Annotated in this window: 21 protein-coding genes and 1 pseudogene; 18 read left to right on the plus strand and 4 right to left on the minus strand. The window is 71.8% G+C overall.

Annotation, left to right across the window (positions count from 1 at the left end; translation table 11 throughout):
* Positions 1-14 precede the first annotated feature (14 nt).
* Together LJ657_RS15880 and LJ657_RS15885 are read right to left on the minus strand one after the other, a co-directional pair.
* Positions 15-1850, minus strand: a complete 1836-nt coding sequence (locus tag LJ657_RS15880) for a PE-PGRS family protein (RefSeq protein WP_232649258.1) — start codon at positions 1848-1850, stop codon at positions 15-17.
* A gap of 234 nt (positions 1851-2084) precedes the next feature.
* Positions 2085-3899, minus strand: coding sequence for an eCIS core domain-containing protein (locus LJ657_RS15885; RefSeq protein WP_372487922.1), 1815 nt, complete (start codon positions 3897-3899; stop codon positions 2085-2087).
* Between the two features lie 247 nt (positions 3900-4146).
* Here LJ657_RS15885 and LJ657_RS15890 point away from each other — a divergent pair, with 247 nt between their 5' ends.
* From LJ657_RS15890 to LJ657_RS15960, 14 genes are all read left to right on the plus strand, one after another.
* Positions 4147-5700: a phage tail sheath family protein gene (locus LJ657_RS15890; RefSeq protein ID WP_232649259.1), complete on the plus strand. Its 1554-nt coding sequence runs from the start codon at positions 4147-4149 to the stop codon at positions 5698-5700.
* A gap of 50 nt (positions 5701-5750) precedes the next feature.
* The gene (locus LJ657_RS15895) at positions 5751-6191 is read left to right on the plus strand and encodes a phage tail protein (RefSeq protein ID WP_232649260.1); all 441 of its coding nucleotides are present in this window, start codon (positions 5751-5753) and stop codon (positions 6189-6191) included.
* Positions 6188-6673: a zinc-ribbon domain-containing protein gene (locus tag LJ657_RS15900; RefSeq protein WP_232649261.1), complete on the plus strand. Its 486-nt coding sequence runs from the start codon at positions 6188-6190 to the stop codon at positions 6671-6673. Before LJ657_RS15895 ends, LJ657_RS15900 begins: the two co-directional genes overlap by 4 nt.
* A complete protein-coding gene (locus LJ657_RS15905; protein ID WP_020938517.1) occupies positions 6670-6828 on the plus strand; it encodes a DUF6760 family protein in 159 nt (52 codons plus the stop codon). Before LJ657_RS15900 ends, LJ657_RS15905 begins: the two co-directional genes overlap by 4 nt.
* Positions 6829-6832: 4 nt before the next feature.
* Complete coding sequence (locus LJ657_RS15910; RefSeq protein WP_232649262.1) at positions 6833-9769, plus strand: hypothetical protein; 2937 nt, start codon at positions 6833-6835, stop codon at positions 9767-9769.
* 59 nt (positions 9770-9828) lie between these two features.
* On the plus strand, positions 9829-10254 hold the full coding sequence (locus LJ657_RS15915; RefSeq protein WP_232649263.1) for a phage tail protein: 426 nt from the start codon (positions 9829-9831) through the stop codon (positions 10252-10254).
* Positions 10255-10321: 67 nt separating this feature from the next.
* Positions 10322-11044, plus strand: coding sequence for a CIS tube protein (locus tag LJ657_RS15920; RefSeq protein ID WP_232649264.1), 723 nt, complete (start codon positions 10322-10324; stop codon positions 11042-11044).
* Positions 11041-12873, plus strand: a complete 1833-nt coding sequence (locus tag LJ657_RS15925) for a VgrG-related protein (RefSeq protein WP_232649265.1) — start codon at positions 11041-11043, stop codon at positions 12871-12873. The genes LJ657_RS15920 and LJ657_RS15925 overlap by 4 nt, the downstream gene beginning before the upstream one ends.
* A gap of 59 nt (positions 12874-12932) precedes the next feature.
* Positions 12933-13250 carry a PAAR domain-containing protein gene (locus LJ657_RS15930; RefSeq protein WP_232649266.1) on the plus strand — a complete coding sequence of 106 codons (318 nt, stop codon included), beginning with the start codon at positions 12933-12935 and terminating at the stop codon, positions 13248-13250.
* Positions 13250-13672: a GPW/gp25 family protein gene (locus tag LJ657_RS15935; protein WP_232649267.1), complete on the plus strand. Its 423-nt coding sequence runs from the start codon at positions 13250-13252 to the stop codon at positions 13670-13672. Before LJ657_RS15930 ends, LJ657_RS15935 begins: the two co-directional genes overlap by 1 nt.
* Entirely contained in the window at positions 13672-15642 is a 1971-nt protein-coding gene (locus LJ657_RS15940) for a putative baseplate assembly protein (protein WP_232649268.1), read from the plus strand. Before LJ657_RS15935 ends, LJ657_RS15940 begins: the two co-directional genes overlap by 1 nt.
* The gene (locus LJ657_RS15945) at positions 15639-16202 is read left to right on the plus strand and encodes a phage tail protein (RefSeq protein WP_232649269.1); all 564 of its coding nucleotides are present in this window, start codon (positions 15639-15641) and stop codon (positions 16200-16202) included. The genes LJ657_RS15940 and LJ657_RS15945 overlap by 4 nt, the downstream gene beginning before the upstream one ends.
* Positions 16203-16824: 622 nt before the next feature.
* Positions 16825-17589 (plus strand): zinc ribbon domain-containing protein, encoded by a 765-nt coding sequence (locus LJ657_RS15955; protein WP_232649270.1) that lies wholly within the window; start codon positions 16825-16827, stop codon positions 17587-17589.
* A gap of 56 nt (positions 17590-17645) precedes the next feature.
* On the plus strand, positions 17646-18050 hold the full coding sequence (locus tag LJ657_RS15960) for a DUF3151 family protein (protein WP_269786532.1): 405 nt from the start codon (positions 17646-17648) through the stop codon (positions 18048-18050).
* 29 nt (positions 18051-18079) lie between these two features.
* On the opposite strand, the gene LJ657_RS15965 is transcribed toward LJ657_RS15960, so the two are convergent.
* Complete coding sequence (locus LJ657_RS15965; RefSeq protein WP_232649271.1) at positions 18080-18499, minus strand: DUF3151 domain-containing protein; 420 nt, start codon at positions 18497-18499, stop codon at positions 18080-18082.
* A gap of 570 nt (positions 18500-19069) precedes the next feature.
* Between LJ657_RS15965 and LJ657_RS15970 the strand changes: the two genes are divergently transcribed.
* Positions 19070-19528, plus strand: coding sequence for a hypothetical protein (locus LJ657_RS15970; protein ID WP_232649272.1), 459 nt, complete (start codon positions 19070-19072; stop codon positions 19526-19528).
* Between the two features lie 440 nt (positions 19529-19968).
* Here LJ657_RS15970 and LJ657_RS48105 read toward each other — a convergent pair whose 3' ends face one another.
* Positions 19969-20103, minus strand: a complete 135-nt coding sequence (locus tag LJ657_RS48105; RefSeq protein ID WP_269786533.1) for a hypothetical protein — start codon at positions 20101-20103, stop codon at positions 19969-19971.
* A gap of 20 nt (positions 20104-20123) precedes the next feature.
* On the opposite strand from LJ657_RS48105, the pseudogene LJ657_RS15975 reads away from it, so the two are divergent.
* The 3 genes and pseudogenes from LJ657_RS15975 to kynU all read left to right on the plus strand — a co-directional run.
* Positions 20124-20276, plus strand: a pseudogene (locus LJ657_RS15975) (DUF3151 family protein); the annotation flags it as partial.
* A 179-nt stretch (positions 20277-20455) separates the two neighbouring features.
* Positions 20456-21301, plus strand: coding sequence for a tryptophan 2,3-dioxygenase family protein (locus LJ657_RS15980; protein ID WP_232649273.1), 846 nt, complete (start codon positions 20456-20458; stop codon positions 21299-21301).
* Positions 21294-22541 (plus strand): kynureninase, encoded by a 1248-nt coding sequence (kynU, locus tag LJ657_RS15985; protein ID WP_269786534.1) that lies wholly within the window; start codon positions 21294-21296, stop codon positions 22539-22541. Before LJ657_RS15980 ends, kynU begins: the two co-directional genes overlap by 8 nt.
* The last annotated feature ends 96 nt before the right edge of the window (positions 22542-22637 follow it).

Genomic DNA, 22637 nt, shown 5'->3' on the forward strand with positions numbered 1-22637 from the left:
GCCCGCGTTGCGTTCTAGGCTCGCGGGCCGACCAGTTCCTCGTACAGCTTCCTCTTCTGGACGGTGTCCTTGGCTGCCTCTAGCTTGGCCACCCAGTCCTGCTGGATCGTCCGCAGGAAGTCGTGCCAGTCCTCTCCGCCCGTCTTCCCCAGTTCCACCCTCGTGGTACCGATCTTGTCCTGCTTGTGGCCGTGCAGCACGGACTCGGGGTTGGCGGTCGCCTCCGTGGACCTGACGCCGTGGTGATAGCCGACCGGGCTGCGGGCGCCGGGCGCCACCGTCTCGAGGCCGACCTGGAGGGCGCCGTCCCGCTCTGCGGTCGGCGCGGTGAACACCAGCAGCAGGTGGCCGTAGGAGCCGTTCGGCAGGACGACGTCGCCGTTCCAGTCCTTGGTTCCGAAGCCGCCGCCCGAGACGTTGGCCGCCAGCAGGTCCGGGGTGGTCATGCCGGGGACGTACTCCGAGATCTTGTTCTTCAGCGCCGCACCGACACCGCCCTTCTCCTTGAAGCTGCCGGGCTCACCCTCCTTGTTCTTGCCGACGGAGGACCGGTGCGTGGCGTAGTCGCGCTTCAGCATGTGCTGGTTCGGGGTGCCGTTGTCGGTGGCGCCGAGGAAGTCGAGCAGCTGATGGGGGCTCTCCCCCTTGCGGAGGGCGGGGATGCGGATGTGGACGCGTCCGCCGTGGGCGAGCGCCCGGATGACGTCGCCCTCCTTGTAGTCGACGAAGTTGCCGTCCTTGCCCATGACCTGGAGACCGTGCCGCAGGACGAGCAGGACGTTGGTGAGGATGTTCCGGGCGAAGGCGTCCCGCCCCTGCATCTCCTCCGTCGCGTGGTCGCCGGCCGACTCGTGTTTCTGCTCCTCGCGCAGGCCGTCCGGGAACAGGGTGTCGACGGCCGTTTCCCGGATCTGCTCGTTCCGTTCGTTCTCCAGCGTCTCCCGTTCCGGATCGTCGGTCTTCAGCTCGTTGGTCCGCATGAATCGGCCCAGGGTGTACGCCGGATTGTTCGGCGTGGCGGTTCCGGGGGCCGGCGCCTGTGTCTGGAAGGCGAGGGTCGCGGCGAGGATGCGCCGTCCCGGGGTGAGCTTCAGCCAGGCCGAGTAGTCGGCGCGCTCCCTCTCCTCGGCCTGCCCGGCCCTTTCCTTGCCCTTGGCGCTCGCTTTCCTGCCCGCGTCGGCCGTCCCGCTCTTGCCCGCGGCGATCTGCCTGGCCTCTTCCAGCGTGCCTATGCCCACATCGTTCAGCCAGCTCGCCTTCTTCGCCGAAAGGATCTCGATGTCCCTGAGTTCGTCCTGCTGGAAGGCCTTCCCGAGGACAAGCCGCCGTTCCAGGACCCACTTCAGCCGGGTATTCTCCAGCAGCCAGTCCTCCGGCCACTTCTTGTGCGGCTCCCAGGGGTTGAACTTCCGCGTCTTCTGGAGTGCGTTGGCCTCCAGCGACGCGCTGAGCCGGACCATCACCGCATCGAGGTCCGTGGAGACCAGCAGGGCGGCCTCGTCGGCCGGCGGCGTGCTCGCCCTCGTGGGGGCGTCCGCTTCCATCACGCCTTCCTCGGCTCGCTGGACGCTCGCCGTCGCCGCCTGGTTGCCGGTGGTGTACGCCCGTGCCCCGGCCTCCGCTGCTTGCACGGCCGGCCGCCGCACCGGCTGTTCGTCCGCGCGGGTGCCGTCCCGCCGCTCTTCGAGCATCCGTGCCACCGCCGTGTTTCCGACGGTGCGTTGCAAGGTCGCGGCCGCCTGCGGAGACATGTGCCCGACAGCAGGTGGCACTTCCGCACCGGTGCGCCGTGGCGGGTTCGGCGCGCGGCGTGCGGCGTGCGCCTTCTCCGGCTGTTCCTTCGCGTGCATGGCGGTACCTTTCCTCGCGCCTCGGTCCGCTCGGTGCGCGACCTGGACTCCGCACCCGCTGGGTTTTCGTCGCCGCCCGCTTCGAACGGAGAGCCGCTCACCATGCGGCAGGTGGTGACGGCGGTGGCGCAGGAGTATCGGAAGCTGGGGCGGCTGGTGTTGGAGGGGGAGTTCGGCCGGTAACTGGCGGAGGCCACCGGCGCGTGAGGGGCGGGCCGCGGGGCCCGCCCCCTTTCACGGGCTTCCGTGGTCAGGCCGTTGCTGCAGGCGCAGCCTGTCCGCTGACTGCTCGTCCTCTTCCAGTCCCATGGGCGGGATGCCGAGCATCTCGGCAAGCCCGGGAAACGGCTGGTCGAACTGGACGCCGTGCGACGTGATCGGGGGATTCTTCGGCGCCGGGTGGAGCACCGCGTGGGCTCCACCGAGTTCCATGATGTACTTTCCGGCGCCCTCGCGGGCCTGCTCGCGCCGCACCACCGGCTCGGCGTAGGTGTTCATTCTGGCCGCCCGCATGTACATCTCCTCCCCGGCCATGGTGCGGGCGGGCCGTCCGTTGACGGACTTCACCCTCATGCGGTGCTGCTTGGCGGCGGCGAGGAGTGCGACCATGCCACGGTCCCCCAGGGTCATGCTCCTGTCGTACGACTGGGCGAAGACGGAAAGTTTCGGGGGTAGTTCGGTGGAGCTGGAGGAGAGGTAGTCATCCACCAGCGACTGGTACGCGTCGTCCCTCTTTATGCTCTCCAGATAGATGGTCCTGACCCCCGCATCCCTGAGCATCTGCATGTTGTCGATCACGAAACCCCACACTTTTGACTGGGCGTGCTCACCCGCGAGGATCACGCCCTCGTGCTTGTCCAGCAGAGCCCTCAGCTGGTTCGCGGCCGACGGCGCGCCGTCGGCGGTGCGCGGCGCGTCGGCCACGGTGGCGTCCACCTCCTGCGGGGCCGGCCGCCGTGCCTGTTCCTCCGGGGAGCTCCAGTACTGGGTGACCCGCTCGGCCGACTGCCGGGTCAGGTCCGCGTCGCGCTGATCCTGCTGTGCCCAGTAGCCCCGCGTCTGCGGGTCCCTGCGGCCCATCGCCTCCAGAACCTCGGGGTGCTGCATGGCTTGCCAGTCCGGCTCCATGGACCGGCCCGCGTTCGAGAGCGCGTCGCGCAGCGGTCTGTCCGTCTCGTGCAGGGTCTGGGGGTCGTCATGGATTTCCATGCGCTGTTTTCTGCCGGCGGCCTCGCGGTGTTCGGCCGGAAAGCCGGCCCAGACGGCGGGGTCGGTGACCTGGTTGTTGGTCCTGCCGTCCTTTTTCGACTTGTACGGGCCGCGAACGCGCAGGGCGGGCCCCGCGGGGTTGCGGTGCATCCGTTCGTATGCCGCCTCCTCCTCTTCCCCCGCGCTCACCCGCTGCACCGCGGGCGTTCCGTCGGTCGGGGCCGTCGCCGTTTCCTGCCCGGCGTCCTGCACCGTACGGGCGGGCGAGGCACTCATGACCCGGTGGGCATTCGCCTCGGCTTCGCGTTCAAACCGGTCGGAAGGGTCGGAAATCCTGAGCCCGCTGCCGTTGTCGGTTCCGGCCACCGGCCCCTGGCGCTGCTGGATGACGTGGGTCAGCTCGTGCGCGAGCGTGTGCTGGTCGTTCCCGCCGTCACCGATCACGACATGGCTGCCGGACGTGTAGGCGCGAGCGCCGACTTCGGCGGCCGAATCGCGCGCGGCGCTGTCGTTGTGCACACGGACGTCGGAGAAGTCCTCGCCGAACCGGGACTCCATGTCCTGCCGCACCGGTGCGGGAAGCGGCTTGCCACCCGAGTTCAGGACCTCGGGCACCCCGGTGTCGAGCTGCTCCGGTGCCGGCGCCGTGCGGGCGCGGCGGGCGATCATGCCGGTGACCGCGGCGTTGCCTGCGCCGCCCTGCGCTGTCCGTAGCACGTCGGCGGTGAGCGGGGGCGGGACAGCGGCGCCGGCCGAGGATGTCTCCCGTCGGGCGGCGGCTGCGCCGCGCACGGGCTGCTCGGCCTCGGTCCCCTCGGTACGCCGTCCTGACCTCTGCATCTACAGCCTCCTCGTTCGGCGCACCCATGCTGCGGCCCCCAGTGGACGACGCGCGCCGACCGGCCGTCCAGGTCCGCACGGGCAGTGCGAGGGCAAAGGTGGGTGATGTCCGGACGGTCCGTGAGCGAGGTACGGAAAGGCAGCAGGCCTGCCCCCGACCAGGTCCCCGGGTCCCTCCCGCCCGCCCCGCCCGCCGCGCAGACTCGCCCTGGACACAGGTGCCCCGCAAGGACGTGAAGGAGCCAGCATGCCGACGTACCTCACCCCGGGCGTGTACGTGGAGGAGGTGCAGTCCGGTGCCCGACCGATCGAAGGGGTCGGCACCGCCGTCGCCGCGTTCGTAGGGTTCGCCGAGCACGGGCCGTTCCACGCGCCGACGCTCGTCACCAGCTGGGACCAGTACAGCCAGACCTTCGGCGGTTTCACCGAGGGCACCTACCTTGCCCACGCGGTCTACGGGTACTTCTCCAACGGCGGCGGCGCGGCCTACGTGGTGCGCATCGGCGGTGCCCCCGAGAACGCCTCCGGTCCGGCGGCCGACGGCGCCCGGCAGCGCAGGGCCGCGGAGCCGGTGGAGCTCGGCGGCTTCCTCGTCGCGGCCAAGGCCGGTGTGACCGGAGTGTCGGTGGAGGTCGCCGAAGCCGACGGTGAGAACCCGCCGGAGGACCGCTTCAAGCTGCTGGTCCGCCGGGGCGAGCAGGTCGCGGAGACGTACGAGGTCTCCACCCGCAAGAACGTCAAGGGCTACCTGGTCAACCAGGCCCGCGCCTCGAAGCTGATCGAGGTCACCGAGCAGCGCGGCGCCACCCAGTCCAAGCCCGCCGCCCAGACCGTGGCGGTCCCCGACGCGCCGAGCGCGCCGTCCGCGGACGGCTCCGGCGAGGTCGCCCGCCTCGACCCCGCCGAGTACGTCGGCGACGCCTTGGCCCGCACCGGGTTCGGCGGTCTGGAGACGATCGACGAGATCACCATGGTCGCGGTGCCGGACCTGATGGGCGCCTACCAGCGCGGCGACATCGACGCCGAGGGCGTGCGCACCGTGCAGCTCGCCGTCATCTCGCACTGCGAGCAGATGGGCGACCGGGTCGCCGTACTGGACACCCCGCCGGGCTTCAACGCCCAGCAGGTGCGCACCTGGCGCAACGACGAGGCGGGTTACGACTCCCGCTACGCCACCCTCTACTACCCCTGGGTGCGGGTCTTCGACCCGGCCGCCGGACGCAACACCACCGTCCCGCCGAGCGGTCACGTCGCCGGTGTGTGGGCGCGCAGCGACGCCGAGCGCGGGGTGCACAAGGCGCCCGCCAACGAGGTGATCCGCGGCGCGGTGGACCTGGAGATCCGGCTCAGCAAGGGCGAGCAGGACCTGCTGAACCCGATCGGCGTGAACTGCGTGCGGGCCTTCCCCGGCCGCGGCATCCGGATCTGGGGCGCCCGCACCCTCTCCTCCGACCCGGCCTGGCGCTACCTGAACGTGCGCCGCCTGTTCAACTACCTCGAAGAGTCCATCCTGTTGGGCACCCAGTGGGTGGTCTTCGAGCCGAACGACGACCGGCTGTGGTCGAGCATCCGGCGCAACGTCACCGCGTTCCTCACCGAGGAGTGGCGTCGGGGAGCGCTGTTCGGCCGCACCGCCGAAGAGGCGTTCTACGTGAAGTGCGACCGCGACAACAACCCGCAGGAGTCCATCGACCAGGGCCGGGTCGTCTGCGAGATCGGCGTCTCGCCGGTCAAGCCCGCGGAGTTCGTGATCTTCCGGCTGGCGCAGTTCTCCGACAGCACCAGCCTCGTCGACGAGTGATCCCGGGTCCGCAGGAACAACGGCTCAGCAAGGAAAGGTGACAGACAGTCATGGCAGAGGGCGATGCTCTTTCCACCCACGTCTTCGGCGTACAGCTCGGCGGCTACCGGGTCGAGTCGATCCAGGAGGTCAGCGGGCTGACCGTCGAGGAGGAGGTCGTCGAGGTCAAGCAGGTCAGCGACCAGGGCAAGCAGATCATCCGCAAGCAGCCCGGCGCCCGGCAGGCCGGCGAGGTGACGATCACCCGGGGACTCGACAAGAGCAGCGAGTTCACCAAGTGGATCAAGGAGACCCTGAACAAGGGCGCCGTCTCCTCCGCACGGCAGAACCTCACCATCGAGATCATGGACTCCGAGCTCAACACGGTCCGCCGTATCCAGCTGATGCAGGGCTGGGTGTCCAAGTGGGAGGGCCCCTCCCTCAAGGCGGGCGAGTCGTCTCCGGCCACCGAGTCCGTGACGATCGTGTTCGAGGAGATCACGGTCGAATGAGGCGCCGTACGGTCACCGCGGGCAACCTGGACGAGATCCTCCAGATGACGGAGCCCGCCCAGGAGGCGGCGGCCCCCGCCGCCGCCCCGCCGCCCCGGCGGGAGGACCACGGGCTGCGCACCGAGTTCGAGTTCGAGCTGCCGCGCGGCTACGTGGACGAGGCGGGCACGGTGCACCGCCACGGTGCGATGCGCCTGGCCACCGCCCGCGACGAACTGCGTCCGCAGATCGACCTCAGGGTCAAGGAGAACCCGGCGTACCTGAGCGTGGTGCTGCTGAGCCAGGTGATCACCCGGATCGGCTCGATCACCGATGTGCACGCCGGTGTCGTGGAGCGGATGTACGCCACCGACGTCGCCTTCCTCCAGGACTTCTACCGCCGGGTCAACAGTGAGGGCCACACCCGCGCCGCGGTCACCTGCCCGCACTGCGAGGGCGGCTTCGAGGTCGACCTCTCGGGTGGGCGCCTGGGGGAATCGTGACGTACGCCCTTCCCCGGCTCCGGGAGGAGATCGCGTACATCGCCTACCACTTCCACTGGCAGCGCGAGGAGATCCTCGACCTGACCCACGACGAGCGCCGGCAGTGGGTGGCCGAGATCGCCCGTATCAACACCCGTGTGAACGAAGGCGGTTGAGCGCATGGCATGGCGGGACAGGCTGCGCCGCCGGGCCGCCGGCCAGGAGGCCGCGGACCGTCCGCGTACGGAGCAGGCCGCCTCCGGCGACAGCCCGGACCAAGGCGTCCCCGGCGGCGGCCGGGGTTCCTCCGTGCCCGGCGACTGGGACGGCGGCTGGCGCCGCGCCGCGCCGCCCGAACTCACCTTGTCCCGTGCCCCGTTGGGCGTGAGCGACGGGCTCGTCTTCCGCGCGGACCTCACCTCCTGGCAGAACCCGTCGTTCGACGCCGGCCTCGGCCACGCGGTGCTGTCCGCCGCCCCGACCGGCCTGGTGCACGGCGTCACCCACCCCGCCACCCCGCAGGCCACCCTCGCCGGCGGGGGTCCGCTGCTGCTCCGGGCACTGCGCCGGGAGGAGGCGGGCGACCCGGAGGACGGCGCGGGCCCGGCACCCTTCGCGGCACGGCCTTCCCGTAGCCGATCCGGGGGCGACAGCAACACCAGCAGCAGGATCACGGAGAAGGGGCGTTCGGGCGCCGGCTCTGCACGGACCACACTCTCGCCGCCGCCTGCGCCCGTCCAGCGGGCCGCGCGGCCGGGCGCAGCAGCGCAACCGGTCGTGGCCCCCTCCGACACCGGCCGCCCGCCGGCCGCTCCGGAGATTCCACTGGTGCGACGGGTGTCGGTGCTCCCGAGCGCGGCTGCCGGCGGGGGCGCGCCCCGGCCCGCCGCCTCTCAGGCGCCGTCCGGTACGGCTGTCCAGCGCACCGCCGCTCAGCCCGCCCGGGCAGGCGGACAGCCGGAGACATCCCGCCCGGTCGTCCGGCCCGTCCCGCCGAGGCCTTCCCTGACGGCCGCCCGACGCCCGTCGTCCGTACCGGTGCGCCGCGTCCCCGCCCTGCGGCCCGCCACCCCTCCGGCGCCCGGCAGCGGCACCACGGCCCCCGTGCAGCGCGCCGCCACGATCGAGGGAAGCCGCGCGCCGCTCGGCACCCCGCAGGGCCAACTGCCCTCCGCCACCGCACCGTTGACGTTGGATGCCGCCGCCGTGCGCCCCACCCCCGACCCCGCCCTCCCCGTCGTCCAGCGGGACGCGGACGGCACCTCGCCGGGCCAACCGCCCTCCACCGCCGCGCAGCCCGCGCCCAGCCCTGCCCTCCCCGTCGTCCAGCGGGACACGGACGGCACCTCGCCGAGCCAATCGCCGTCCACCACCGCACCGTTGACACCGAGCGCCCCCGCCCCCGATGGCGCTCGCGCCCGCGGCGGTCTGGGCGGCCCCCTGCCTGCGCTGCCGCCGAGCGCCGACGTACCCGTTCAGCGCATGGAGAGCCGCGCCCCGCTCGGCGCCCCCACGACCGAACTGTCCTCGGCAGCGGCTCCCTCGGGGCCGAGCACCCCCGGCACGGCTCCTGCGCCCGCCGCCGGATCCGGGCTGCCCGTCGTCCAGCGCCAGGCGGACGCCACGACCGACGCGGCCGACACTCGACGCTCGCAGGACAGTGGCACGAAGGGCACGGCACGCAGCATGCCCGACAGCCCCGGCCGCACCGGCGCCCGTGCCCGCGGCGGCCTCGGCGCCCCGCTGTCCGCCCTGCCCCCGAGCGCCGCCCCGGCAGGTTCCACCCCATCCGGCGCCCGCCCCGCGGGCAGCTCGCCCGCCCCGGACGTCCAGCGAGCCCCGGCACGCCAGGACCGGAGCTCGACGCAGTCGACTCCACTGCCGTCCCCGGCAGTCGGAGACACCGGCGGATCGGCCGCGCCGCTGCTCGGAGCGGGCGGCGTACAGCGCCGTCTCGCGGACCACTCCTTGGCCGGGGGCGCCACTTCGCCGAGTCCCGCGGAGCACGGAAGCGGACCCGCCACGCCTGTGGTGACGCCCGTTACGGCAGCGGCAGCCGCGCCTGCCGTAAGCACGGAGGGCCCGGCAGGCAACGTACGACTGCCCGGTGTGCGGCCAGGCGGTCAGCGGTCCCAAGCCCCAGCCGCCCCGGCCACCTCCTCGGCCCCGGCGACCTCCTCGGCCCCGGCGACCGGCACCCGCCCGCTCACCGTCACCCGCTCCACAGCGCACGCCGGGCACTCCGCCCCGGCCGCCCCCCGTACCCTCCAACTGCTCGCCGCCCGCCCGCTCACCCTGAGTACCAGAGCCCAGGAAGGGACGACGGCGCCGCCGGCCGCCGGCCGTCCCGTGGTCGCGGCCCGCTGGCCCGGCGCACCGGCTGCCGCGCAGGACGGCATCACGCCGGCCATCGCACCGACGCCCGGGGCGCCCGCGCGGCCGACAGCGCACCGTCCGGGCCCGTCCGAGGCCGCCGCCCTGGCGACCCCGCAGGTCCAACGGGCCGCGACCGCGCACTCCGCATCGGGTGCCACGGGTGCCGCAGGCGTTGGAACGACTGGTTCCCCAAGCCCTGTTCAGCGCGTCCCGGTCGTCCGGCCCGCGCCGCCCGGGCAGGTGGCGGCCGCCGTGGCCCCGGCCGTCCCGGCGCGCTCCCTGCCGGTCACCGCCCCGCACGCACCGCCGCTCGCGGACCGCCCGGCGAACCCCACGGCACCGGCGGAGCAGGTCCCCGTGGTCCGGCCGGCCCGCGCCGGGAACGGCCGGACCACGGGGACCCCGGTGCAGCGCACCGTCTCCGGCGCCGTCGACGACAGCGCGCTGCTCAAGGACCGCAGCCGTTCGCGGCAGGCCTCGTCGTACGCCTCCGGCAGCGCTGACGACACCGCCCTGCCCGGTGGCGTACCGGTGAAGGCGGTGCCGGCGCGCGGTCGTTCGCGGTCGGCCTCCGCGTCGTCCGGCCGCACCCCCGCCGCGGCTGGGACCCCGCAGGACGACCCCGGCCTCGACCTCGACGACCTGGCACGCCGTCTGCTCGACCCGATGGCCCGGCTGCTGCGCACCGAGTTGCGGCGCGGCCGGGACCGCACGGGCCGCCCCTTCGACGGACGCCGCTGAGGGCAGGGCAGGCAATGTGAGGGCAGGAATCGTCAGGCCATGGAACGGATGACAGACGCATGACGGACAACATCTTCGCCACGAGCGTGTTCTTCCGGCTCGCCATCGGCGGCAACGACCTGGGAGCCTTCCACACCTGCTCCGGCATGGGCGCCGAGGTCGAGATGGAGAGCTACGAAGAGGGCGGCAACAACGGCTTCACCTGGCAACTGCCCAGCCGGGTGAGCTGGTCGAACATCACGTTCACCCGGCCGGTCACCGCCGACACGGCGAAGATCGCCCGCTGGCTGGACGAGACGCTGAAGCGGGTGGAGCCCAAGGACGGCGAGATCGTGGCGCTGAAACCGGACCTGACCCGGATCATCAGCTGGCAGGTGTCCGGAATCGTCCCGGTGCGCTGGCAGGGGCCCTCCTTCGACCCGGGCAACTCGCAGGCGGCGGTGGAGACCCTGGAGATCGCCCACCAGGGGCTGCGCCCGTCCTGACCCTCCCCGTCAACTGTCGCCAGCCGCTTCTCATCCGCCTCTACGCCCCCGGAAAGGAGGCCCCGGTATGTCCCCTGCAACCCGCTCCACCCGGACCAGGGCCCGGCTGACCCTGAAGGAACCCCCGGCCTCGGTCGGCGCGAAGCCCGGCGGGACGATCACCCGGCTCGACCTCCAGTTCAACCCCTCCACCCTGCAGTTGAGCAAGACCACCGAGTGGCGGCGCACCCCGTCCCGGATGGCCGGGGAGTCGGCGTTGCCCGAGTTCGTCGGCAGCGGGCCGCGCACGCTGAGCCTCGAGGTGTTCCTGGACGCCACCGCCACCCACGACAACTCCGTGGAGCGGGCGGTGGAGAAGCTGATGAAGGGGTGCGTGCCGACCAAGGCGAGCCTGGGCCGCAAGAAGCCGGCCAGCCCGTGGGTGCGGTTCGAGTGGGGCACCTCGCGGACCACGTCGTTCGACGGGGTGCTGTCGAGCCTGTCGGTGTCGTACACGCTGTTCGACGTGGACGGAAAGCCGCTGCGGGCCACCTGCGCGCTGTCCATCGAGGAGGCGAGCGTCGACCCGCCGGGCCAGAACCCGACGTCCGGCTCGCGCACCGCCCGCAGTGCCCACACCTTCGTGGCGGGCGACAGCCTGGCGCTGCTGGCCTGGCGGGAGTACGGCGACGCGACGGCCTGGCGGGTCATCGCGGAGGCGAACGGCATCGACGACCCGATGGCGCTCGTACCCGGCACCGAACTGGTGCTGCCGGGACTGCCCGACGCGGGCGCTGAGGAGGAACGGTGACCACACCCGAGGCACAGGGCGGCCGCTCGTTCGCGGCGGACCCCATCGTGGAGTCGCCCGGCGAACTCCCGCCGATCTGGGCCGCGCAGCTGGTGAGCTGTGTGGTGGACGAGAACGTGGGCCTGCCCGACGCGGCACAGCTCACCTTCCGCGACCCCGACCACGAGTTCCTGAAGGCGACCGGCATCACCATCGGCACCCCGCTGAAGGTGTCGGTGGTCACCGTGTCCGGGCAGGCGCGCGAGCGGCTGTTCAACGGCGAGGTGACGGCCCTGGAGGTGGACCGGGACAGCACGGGCTCGTTCACGGTGGTGCGTGCCTACTCCAAGGCGCACCGTCTGCAGCGGGGCCGCAAGGTGGTGGCGTACCGGAACATGACGGCCTCGGCGATCGTCCGCAAGGTCGCCGCCGGGGCCGGGCTGACCTGCGGGAAGGTGGAGGCAGCGCCGGTCACGTACAAGCAGCTCTCGCAGGCGAACGTGTCCGACTGGGAGTTCCTGCAGTTCCTCGCGGGCGAGAGCGGCGCGCAGGTGCGCGTCGACGACAAGGGCGTGCTGCAGTTCACCAAGCCGGACAAGGCGTCCGGCGCGCCCGCGCCCTCGACCCCGGCCACCCGGAACCCGATGGTGCTGGAGTACGGGCGCAACCTGCTGGCGCTGCGGGCCTCGCTGTCGGCCGCGGACGGGGCCTCGCAGGTGGAGGTGCGCGGCTGGGACGTCACCACCAAGAAGCCGCTGGTGGCCCGGAAGCCGTCGGTGACCAGCGACACGGTGGTGCCGGGACTGAGCCCGGCGCTCGCGGCCTCCCGGTTCGGCAAGTCGGCGAAGCTGACCGTCACGGACACCCCCTACCGCACCCAGGCCGAGACGACCGCGGTCGCCGACGCCGTGGCCGACCAGGTGAGCGCGCACTTCGGGGAGTTGGAGGTGCTGGCCGAGGGGAATCCGCGGCTGCGGGCGGGCAAGCCCGTGGCGCTCGGCAACGTGGGCCAGGCGTTCTCCGGCAAGTACACGGCGACGGCGGTGCAACACGTCCTCGAACCGCACGGCGGGTACCGGACGACGGTGTGGGTCAGCGCCAGCCCGGACCGCTCCCTGACCGGCCTGGTGACCGGGGCCAACGCACCGGGCCGCGGCCCGCGCATGCCGGGTCTGGCGATCGGCGTGGTGACGGACGTACGCGAACCGGCCGGGGCCGAGCGCGGTGGCGTACGGCTCAAGTTCCCCTGGCTGGACGACACTTACGTCACCGACTGGGTGCGCACCGTGCAGTGGGGCGGCAAGGGCGGCGGAGGCGTGGTCAGCCCCGAGGTCAACGACGAGGTCCTGGTCGGCTTCGAGCAGGGCCTGCTGGACAGCCCGTATGTCATCGGCGGGCTCTACAACGGCGTGGACAAGCCCTCGAAGCACGACGTCCCGCTGATCGACAAGACCAACGGCAAGGTCAACCGCCGTTCCCTGGTGTCGCGTTCGGGGCATCGGGTGGAGCTGCTGGACGCGCGGGCGCCGGGTCCGTCCGGGGTGCGGCTGAGGTCCGCCGACGAGCGCCTCGAAGTGTTCCTCGACGACCGCAGGGACCGGATCGAGCTGAAGGTGTTCGCCGGCAAGGGCGGTCGACAGCCCCTCACCTCCGTGACGCTCGACAAGAAGGGCATCACCCTGGACGCGGGACGGGGCGACGTGAGCGTGTCGGGCCGGAACGTGGACATCAACGGCCGGGTCGGCGTGAAGATCGGCGGCCGTTCCGTGAGCATCAACGGCTCGTCGGACGTCACGGTCGACGGCGGTCTGCTCGCCGTCCTCAAGGCCAAGCTGATCCGGATCAACTGACCTATGACACCTGGCCCCTGCCGCCCGCCCACCGTCCCCGATCTCCGAAGGAGCACCACATGCCAGCCGCAGCCCGTACCGGTGACCCCACGAACCACGGCGGTGTGATCGCCACCCCGCCGCCCGGCGCCGCCGCGGCGGTGGCGCGCGTGCTGATCGGCGGCCGTCCCGCCGCCGTCGTGGGCAGCGTGCACGCCTGTGTGGTGCCGCCGCACCTGGCCCTGGGGCCGGGCAACGTGGTCATGCCCAACCCGGCGGGGCTCACCTCCGGCCTGGTCCTCATCGGCGGGCTGCCGGCTGCGCGGATGCGCGACCAGACGACATGCGGCGCGATGATCTCGGGCGGCGCCCTGAACGTCCTGATCGGGGGTGTGTGATGAGCGAGCGGTTCATCGGGCGCGGCTGGGGGTTCCCGATGCGGGTCGGGCCGACCGGCGGGATCGGCATGGTCGAACGGGAGCAGGAGATCGAGGAGGCGATCCGCCTGGTGCTCGGCACCGCGCCCGGCGAACGCCCGATGCGTCCCGAGTTCGGCTGCGGCATCCACGACTACGTCTTCGCCCCGGGCGACGGTGCCACCGCCGGACGTATCGGACAGCAGGTGCGGGAGGCCCTGGAGCGGTGGGAGCCGCGTATCCAGGTCGACGACGTGGTGGTCGCCTTCGACGCGGTCGAGGCCGGCACCCTCTACATCGACGTGCACTACACGCTGCGCTCCACCAACGACCGCCGCAACCTGGTCTTTCCCTTCTACACGATCCCCTCCGAGGAGGGGGCCGAGGAAATGGTCGCCGACTGATGGCCCTGCCCTCCCCCAACCTGGACGACCGGCGGTTCCAGCAACTCGTCGACGAGGCGAAGCGGTACGTGCAGCAGCGCGCCCCGGAGTGGACCGACCACAACGTCTCCGACCCGGGCGTCACCCTGATCGAGACGTTCGCCTATCTCGTGGACCAGCTGCTGTACCGGCTGAACCGGGTCCCGGACAAGAACTACACCGCGTTCCTCGACCTGTTGGGCATCCGCCTGTTCCCGCCGGCCGCGGCCGGCGCCGAGGTCGACTTCTGGCTGTCGGCGCCGCAGCCCGACACGGTGACGCTGACCGCGGGCACCGAGGTGACCACCGCGAGCGGCGAGAACGGCGGGACCGACGACGCCGTGGTGTTCGCGACCACGGACGAACTGCGCATCGTGCCCAGCGAGTTGATACGTCTGGTGACCGCGCCCCGGACCGGTGAGCAGACCGACCGGACCGGGACCCTGGCGGAGGGCCACGACGTGCCCGCCTTCCAGGCGGCACCGGAACCGGGCGACGCGCTGCTGTTCGGCCTGCCGACGGCGGTGCCGCGCTGCATGGTCGCGGTGGAACTGGACAGCCGCGTGGAGGGCGTCGGCGTGGACCCGCGCCAGCCCCCGCTGGTGTGGGAGGCCTGGGACGGCGGCCGCTGGCAGGTGTGCGAGACCGGCGAGGACACCACCGGCGGCCTGAACCGGCCCGGCGAGATCATCGTCTACGTACCCGCCGGGCACACGGCGTCGGTGATCGGCGGCACCCGGGCCGGCTGGCTGCGCTGCCGCGTCACCGAGGCGGCGCCGGGCCAGCCGTTCTACTCGGAGTCCCCGACGGTGCGCGAGGCCTCGGTGTTCACCGTGGGCGGCACCATGTCCGTCGAGCACGCCGAGACCGTGACCGACGTACCGCTCGGCACCTCGGAGGGCGTCGCGGGACAGACGTTCCGGCTCGGCCGTCCGCCCGTCCTCCTCGACGGCGGTCCCCCCGTGCTGGAGGTGTCCTCGGCCGAGGGCTGGCAGCGCTGGGATGTGGTCGAGCACTTCGGCCGCTCCGGGCCCGCCGACCGGCACGTCCAAGTGGAGCCCACCACCGGCGAGTTCACGTTCCCCCCGGTGCTGCGCGAGCCCGACGGCACGCTGCGCCAGTGCGGCGCCGTACCGCCCAAGGGCGCGCAGATCCGGGTGGCCCGCTACCGCACCGGCGGCGGCCCGGCGGGCAATGTCGCCCGCGGCGCGATCTCCGTGCTGCTCAGCTCCGTTCCGTACATCGCCAGGGTCACCAACCGGGAGGCGGCGCGCGGCGGTGTCGCCGGGGAGACCCTCGACAACGCCAAGCTGCGGGCGCCGGACGCGCTGCGGATGCAGGAACGCGCGGTGACCGCCGAGGACTACGAGATCATCAGCCGCCAGGCGGCGCCCTCGGTGCGCCGGGTGCGCTGTCTGCCCGCCGCGGACGGCGCGGGCGCGGTACGGGTCCTGGTGGTGCCGGACGCGGTCGCCGACGAGGGCGACGACCGGCTCCGCTTCGAGCAGCTCATCCCCTCCGACCAGGTGTTGCAGACGATCACCGCGAGCCTCGACGAACGCCGCCTGATCGGCACCCGTCTCGTGGTGGAGCCGCCGGTCTACCAGGGCGTGACGGTGGTGGCCCGGCTGGCGACGGCGCCCGGCGACACGGACAAGGTGCGCGAAGCGGCACTCGCGGCCCTGTTCCGTCACCTCAACCCGCTCAGCGGCGGCCCGGACGGCACGGGGTGGCCGTTCGGACGGCCGGTGCAGTACGGCGAGATCTTCGGCGTCCTGCAACGCGCCACCGGCAACGCGGTGGTCGAGGAGATCCGGCTGTTCCCCGCCGACCCGATCACCGGCCGCCGCGGAGCCCCGGCGGACCGCATCGACCTGGCCGCGGGCGCGCTGGTCTTCTCCTACCAGCACCAGGTGGTCGTCACGGCGATGGAGCCGGAGGCACGGGGATGAGCCGTGCCGCCGTACCCGGACTGCCGAGCCGGCACCCGATCGGCGAGCAGCTGCCCGCGCTGTACGCCGACGACGACTTCGCGCAGCGGTTCACCGCGGGTCTCGACACCGTTCTCGCCCCGGTGTTCGCGACCCTCGACAACCTGCCCGCCTACCTCGATCCCCGGGTGACCCCGACGGACTTCCTGGCCTGGCTGGCGTCCTGGGTGGGTGCCGCGGACGATCCGCAGTGGCCGGTGGAGCTGCGCCGCGAGGCGGTCGTCCGGGCGGTGGAGCTGCACCGGTGGCGCGGCACCCGGCGCGGCCTGGTCGAGGCCCTGCGGCTCGCCCTCGGCGTGCGCGCCGAGGTGCACGACGACGGGGGCTCGTGGTGGTCGAACACCGCCGGAACCGACCTGCCGCCGGCGCCCGCCGACGCGCCCCTGGTCCGGGTGTGGCCGGACCGCGCGGCGCACGTGGACGTCGCCGGCGTCCGCGAGATCGTCCGGGCCATGTGCCCGGTGCACAGCGTCTGCCGGGTGGAGGTCCTGCCCGGCCCGCCCGCCGACGAACGGAGGTGACGTGATGCGCGCATGTCCCGCGTGCGGAGCGTCCAACAGCCCCACGGACGACTTCTGCGGCAACTGCGGAGCGTATCTGGGCTGGTCGGACGACACGTCGAACCCGACCTCGACGCCGACGCCGACCACGCCCACGCCCGCAGCCACTCCCGCGGCCACTGAGCCGTCGGCCCCGCCTGCGCCCGCGCCTGCGCCGATTGAGCCGCCAGGCGCGAGTACGTCCGCGCCTCCGACGGCCGAGCCGTCGGCCTCGCCCGCACCCTCGCAGCCCCCGGCCGTCCCGGATCCGGCCCCGGCGCCCTCGTCACTGCGCACCCGGCTGACGGGCCGCGCCCGCGGCGAGGTGAGAGAACCGGACAGGACGGACACTGCGAACGCCGCCGCCGACCGGCCGGAGGCGGCGACTCCTGCGCCCAGGGCGGCCGAACCCGACGCCGCCCGCTCCGCACCCCCCGCCACGCCACCCGCGTCGACGGCGACACCGGAACAACCCTCCAGGCCCGCCGCAGGAGACGGGCCCGCACCCCCCGCATCCGCTACGGCGCCACGGCCGCCCCAGGCCCCGCCGGTACCCTCTGCTGCCCCCACCCCCGAGGCACCGGCGGCGGACCCCGTCGGGCCCGTGCTGCCCGCGAAGCCGGTGGCCCCGCGCCCCGTCGTACGGCCCGTGGCGGTGGCGGAGGAAGGGGCGGGGAGGCCCTGTCCTTCCTGCGGCACGCCCAACTCGCCGGAGCGCCGGTTCTGCCGGCGCTGTGCGGCGCCGCTGACGCCCAGCGCGAAGGCCGACCCGCTGCCGTGGTGGCGGACCGTGTGGCCGTTCCGCCGCCGGGTGCGGGCGAGTTCGGGCCGGCTGGTGCGGCTCCTGGTGATCCTGGCCGTGGTGGCGGCCCTGTGCGCGGGCGCCGTCCTGCTGCTGCCGGCCGGACGCGCCCTGTACGAGGACACCCTGGACAAGCTGTCCGACCCCAAGCCCATGACCCCGTCGCATACCGTGGCCACCGCCGAGATCCCCGGGCACCCGGTGACGAACACCACGGACGGCCTGGCCAACCGCTACTGGGGCGTGCCCGGACCGGGCGCCTCGGTGACGTACACCTTCGGCAAGCCGTTCCGCATGGTCGACATGATCATCACCAACGGCGCGTCCAAGGACCCGCAGGAGTACGCCCGCGAGGGGCGCGCACTCCGGATGGACCTGGAGGTGACCACACAGAACGGCGACCGGCACGACAAGGAACTGACCCTCAGCGACAAGGCGGGCACCCAGACGATCGTCACCGGGATCAGCGACGTGAAGACGGTACGCCTGGTCCTGCGCTCGGCCACCGGCCTGACACCGGGCCGGCATCTCGCCCTGGCGGAGGTGGAGTTCTTCCAGCGTTCCTGACCGGGGGATCGCGGTCGGACCTGCGATGACGACGACCGCTGACAGAAATGCGTCAGATGTCCCCTCACGGGAAAGACCACCGCCGACGGCTGGAACCCCTGTCGGTTCACGAGAACCTTTTCGGGGGCCCGCCCCCGACCCGCCTCCCCGACGACCCGCCTCCCCGACGACCCGCCTCCCCGACGACCCCGCGCCCCGCGACCTCCTCGCGGGCCGGACCGCGCCCGCGGACGTCGCCGCCAAAGTGCCCCACGTCCTCGCTGGCCTGGGCCCAGCCGGCCGACGACGCGTTCGAGCGGGGCAGCGTCGTGGAGTCGTACGCCTACGCCCGTACGGGCTACCACCGCGGCCTGGACGTCCTGCGCCGCAGCGGCTGGATGGGCCACGGCCCGGTGCCCGGGAGAATGGCGCTACATGTAATCGTTCGGTTTCCGCATTCCGTGCCGCCGCTGCCTGAGTGACGGCGGCACAGACGTCTCAACTGCGGTGACTACCGCTTCAGTTCGGTGTACGCCTCGGCGCTGCTGTCCTTGAGGAACTGCCAGCAACGCTCCGTCTCTTCCTTCTCGTCGATCGCGCCGGCGGCACGGGCGAGGGCCGCGAGGCAGCGCAGGAACCCGCGATTGGCCCGGTGGTCCCAAGGGATGGGGCCATGGCCCTTCCACCCGGCACGGCGCAGCGAGTCCAGACCGCGGTGATAGCCGGTGCGCGCGTAGGCGTACGACTCGACCACTCGCCCCGCCTCGAAGGCGTCGTCCGCGAGCATCGCCCAGGCGAGCGAGAACGTCGGATGCTTCGCCGCGACCTCGGCCGGGGGCTGGGACTCCTCACCCAGCAGGCGGTACGCGTCTTCGTTCTCCGGCAGGTAGGTCGGGTCCGGGCCGCCGAGCAGGTTCTTGTGCGTCGTCATGGAAGCAGTCTGCCACTTGGGTGCGGACGTTCGGGACGCCGCTCCGGACTGCGGCTTCCTCAGGCAGGTGAGGTACTTCCCAGTGAAGGAGGCGGGTTGAGAAATCTCAGACCCGGCGAGATCCAAACAATAGGTGAAGCCGTGATGGCGATCCTGCTAGCCAGTTTTACTCTGTGGCTGGCCTTGCAAGGGGAAACGATCCTCGCCGTTCTCTTTGCGGCGGGAAGTGCAACGTACGTGGGGGACATCCTGCGTAGAACTCGAAAGAGGCGTCGCGCGTAGCTGAAGAGCCGCAGCGGGTCAGCTTCATGCGAAGCCGGCCTGCTGTCATCAGTAAGAGCGTTGGCCGCTGCCTTCGGCTGCACGGCACGGACTGAGGGTGTTGGCAGTGATGCCTCAGCTACGTAGCGGTGATGAATGTCACATAATTCACTCTGTATGGCCAGCCGAGAAAGCGCTTACAGTACTCTCGATATCACCTGACTCCCGGGTAACCCAGCTCTGCTACGAGGGAGTTGGGCGTATTGGAGGCAGCCCGTTCCTTGCTGCAGAACTTCCGGGAGCGCATAAATGCGTCCACGCCGTAGCGGCCAGTCCGATCCCCCGGCGCCAGCCGCCTCGGACGTGATTGCGGTTACTATTCAAGAAATAGTAGCCCTTGTGGAAATTTTCGAGCATGCCCGCGATCGCATTTCTGAATTGAGCGACGCCGATGGGGCTGTGATCGCCAATGCCAGCGGGCACCTACTGGTACCTTCGCTCTATGCTCGAGTTGGATTGGCATCGATCAAAGGGTCCCGCAGCATTCCTTTGCTCGTCACCGAGGTTGGCTCTCTAGAGGCTGCCGTGATTAACCTGGAATCATATCGAGGGAATGAAGTTGTGCTGTGCGTCGGCTATGAACTCTTGGAGAAATTTGCAAACCGCGAGAGAAATTCTCACCCCATGCGGTACGTTCACGGAGTTCTAGTATTCATTGATGAGGCGGGGGATGCAGCCAACGGGTCGACGGCCCCTTCTCTGACATAGTGGCCAGAGTGCGTTGCTTTACAACGGCCAACGCAGTGACTAGTTGCTAGTGGTGATGGAGTCCCTCGACTCCCACGAGAGAACCCGTCCCGGGGTCCGTGTGTGGGTGCCGAACATCAGCAGCCCCATCCGATACCGAGACAGGCGGTCTGGTTGCCTGGGTGCTGCGCTGACCGATTCCTATCTGGACGCCGGCGGTGATGGTCGTTGGCGGATTCTCTGCGGCCTGTCCGTCATCGGCATCGACGACCAGCTGTATGAGGCCAGGACGTTGGTGACGCTCAGGGGAGTCTCCATGATCCTGAAGTAGGCGATGGGCGTCTTCCCGCAGGGCGGACCGGCTCCCCGAGCCCCTGCAGAACCACGCGAAAGCCGGTACTGCCAACGCCTTGACCTGCGCAAATATCAGCAGCCGGACGGGTGTCCATCTGGACCGAATCTCATGTCGGCGGCTTGTCGCCCGCCCACTCGGTGGAGCAGATCCGGGTAAGGTCCAGCACCCACTCCGGGTCGCGCTCTGGCAACTGGGCCGCGAGATCGCCCAGCCACTCCTGCTCGGTCATACCGTCCCTCATGCTCCCAGTTACGTATCCCGCCATCCTCCTGGGACCACGAGCCGAACCGCGGCTCCCTGCGCGCCCTGCGCGCCCTCGCCCGCGCCGCCGGATCCATCGGCGAGCAGGAGGAGTACGAGCGCTGCACCCAGTTCCTGAAGGACTCCTCACCGACGGCGGCCCAGACTCAGGGTCGGGTTCGACCCGCCGACAGGCCCCGGGGTCTGCCCTCTCGTACGGGCCCGCCCTGTGTGAGCAGGCGGGCCTTGCGTACCGGGCGGACCATCGAAGAGGATGCCCGGCGGGGACCGGGGCCCCCGTGTCGGTAACGGCAGGGGCGGACCGCTACCCGGAGTAACAACAGGAGACAGCGATGTCCCACCAGGCTCAGCCCCACGAGGCTTCGGAGCCCGAGACTCCGCATCTCGACTTCGCAGGTACGACGCCTTACGAGGACTACGTCAAGGCGGACGTGCTCACCCACCTCCAGCACACCCTCTCCGACGATCCCGGAGAGATGGTCTTCCTGGTCACCACCCAGGTGATGGAGCTGTGGTTCACGGTGATCGTCCACGAGTGGGAGACCGCGGCGCACGCCCTGCGCTCCGACGACGTGCCGACCGCGGTCGCCGCGCTGAAGCGTTCCGTACGGGAGCTGGAGGCGCTGAACGCCTCCTGGAAGCCGCTCGGGCAGCTGACCCCGGCCCAGTTCAACGCCTACCGGAGCGCGCTGGGCGAGGGCTCCGGCTTCCAGTCCGCGATGTACCGCCGGATGGAGTTCCTGCTCGGCGAGAAGTCCGCGTCCATGCTGGTCCCGCACCGCGGCGCACCCCGTGTCCACGCCGAGCTGGAGAAGGCCCTCGCCGAGCCGAGCCTCTACGACGAGGTGCTGCGGCTGATGGCGCGACGCGGCTGCGCGATCCCCGGGTCCGTGCTGCGCCGCGACGTCTCAAGCAGGTACGAGCCGTCCGATGCCGTCGAGGCCGCCTGGACCGCGGTCTACGCGGGCGACGAGACCACCGAACTCGCCCGCCTGGGCGAGGCGTTGACCGACGTGGCCGAGCTGGTGTGGCGATGGCGCAACGACCATCTGGTCGCCACCCGCCGCGCGATGGGCGCCAAGCCCGGCACGGGCGGCTCGGCAGGCGTCGCCTGGCTGGAGAAGCGCGCGCAGAAGAACGTGTTCCCCGAGCTGTGGACGGCGAGGTCTCATGTCTGAGGTGTCCGAACTGAACGTGAGGGCGGGAGAGCTGGACGCCGCCGACGAACTGGCCGGGATCCGCAAGCAGTTCGTCCTCGACGCTGTGTCTGATCATGCGGCTGACGCCGCGGGCGTCTACCTGGACGGGAACTCGCTCGGCGCCCTTCCGGCGGCGGTCCCGGGGCGGCTGGACGACGTCGTACGCAGGCAGTGGGGTGCGCTCCGGATCCGTTCCTGGGACGAGAGCGGCTGGTGGACGGCGCCCGAGCGGATCGGTGACCGGATCGCTCCGCTGGTCGGGGCGGCGACCGGTCAGATCGTCGTCGGTGACTCGACAAGTGTCAATGTTTTCAAGGCACTTGTGGGCGCGGTACGGCTGGTCTCCGGCGAGCACGGGGACCGGACGCGGGACGAGATCCTCGTGGACGCGACGACCTTCCCCACCGACGGCTACATCGCCGGGTCGGCGGCCCGTCTGACGGGATGCACGCTGCGTCCGGTGACCCCTGCGGAGGTGCCGGACGCGCTGTCCGCCCGTACGGCTGCCGTCCTGCTCAACCATGTCGACTACCGCACGGGCCGCCTGCACGACCTGCCCTCGCTGACCGCCGCCGTGCACGCGGCGGGCGCGGTGGCCGTCTGGGACCTGTGCCACAGCGCGGGCGCGCTGCCGGTCGGGCTGGACGAGCACGGCGTCGACCTGGCGGTCGGCTGCACGTACAAGTACCTGAACGGCGGCCCGGGTTCACCGGCGTACCTGTACGTCCGCCAGGACCTCCAGGACCGCTTCGACTCCCCCCTCCCCGGCTGGAACTCCCACGCGGAGCCCTTCGGCATGCGGTCCGAGTACGCACCGGCGTCCGGTGCCCTGCGCGGCCGGGTCGGCACGCCGGACATCCTCTCCATGCTCGCCCTGGAGGCCGCGCTGGAGGTCTGGGACGGGGTCTCGATCGAGGCGGTGCGGGCCAAGTCCCTGGCGCTGACGGACTTCTTCCTGGAGTGCGTGTCGGCGTACGTCCCCCAGGGGCGGGTGGAGTCGCTGACTCCGGTCGCCCATGAGGAGCGCGGCAGCCAGGTGGCGCTGCGCTGCGACGATGCCGGGGGCGTGATGAAGCGGCTGATCGAGCGGGGGGTGGTCGGGGACTTCCGGCGCCCGGACGTCCTGCGGTTCGGGTTCACGCCGTTGTACGTCGGGTTCGGGGACGTGGAGCGGGCGGCCCGGGTGCTGGCGGAGACGCTCGGCGATCTCGCCGGATAGCCCGGGGCCCGTGCCGGATCGCTCCCGGGACTCCCGGGGCTTGCGGTGTGCGGGGCGGGCGGTGCGCGGCGGCTTCGGTGGCCGCGGAACCGCCCG

The organism is Streptomyces guryensis, from assembly GCF_021261325.1.
In the GTDB taxonomy this organism is placed as follows: domain Bacteria; phylum Actinomycetota; class Actinomycetes; order Streptomycetales; family Streptomycetaceae; genus Streptomyces; species Streptomyces guryensis.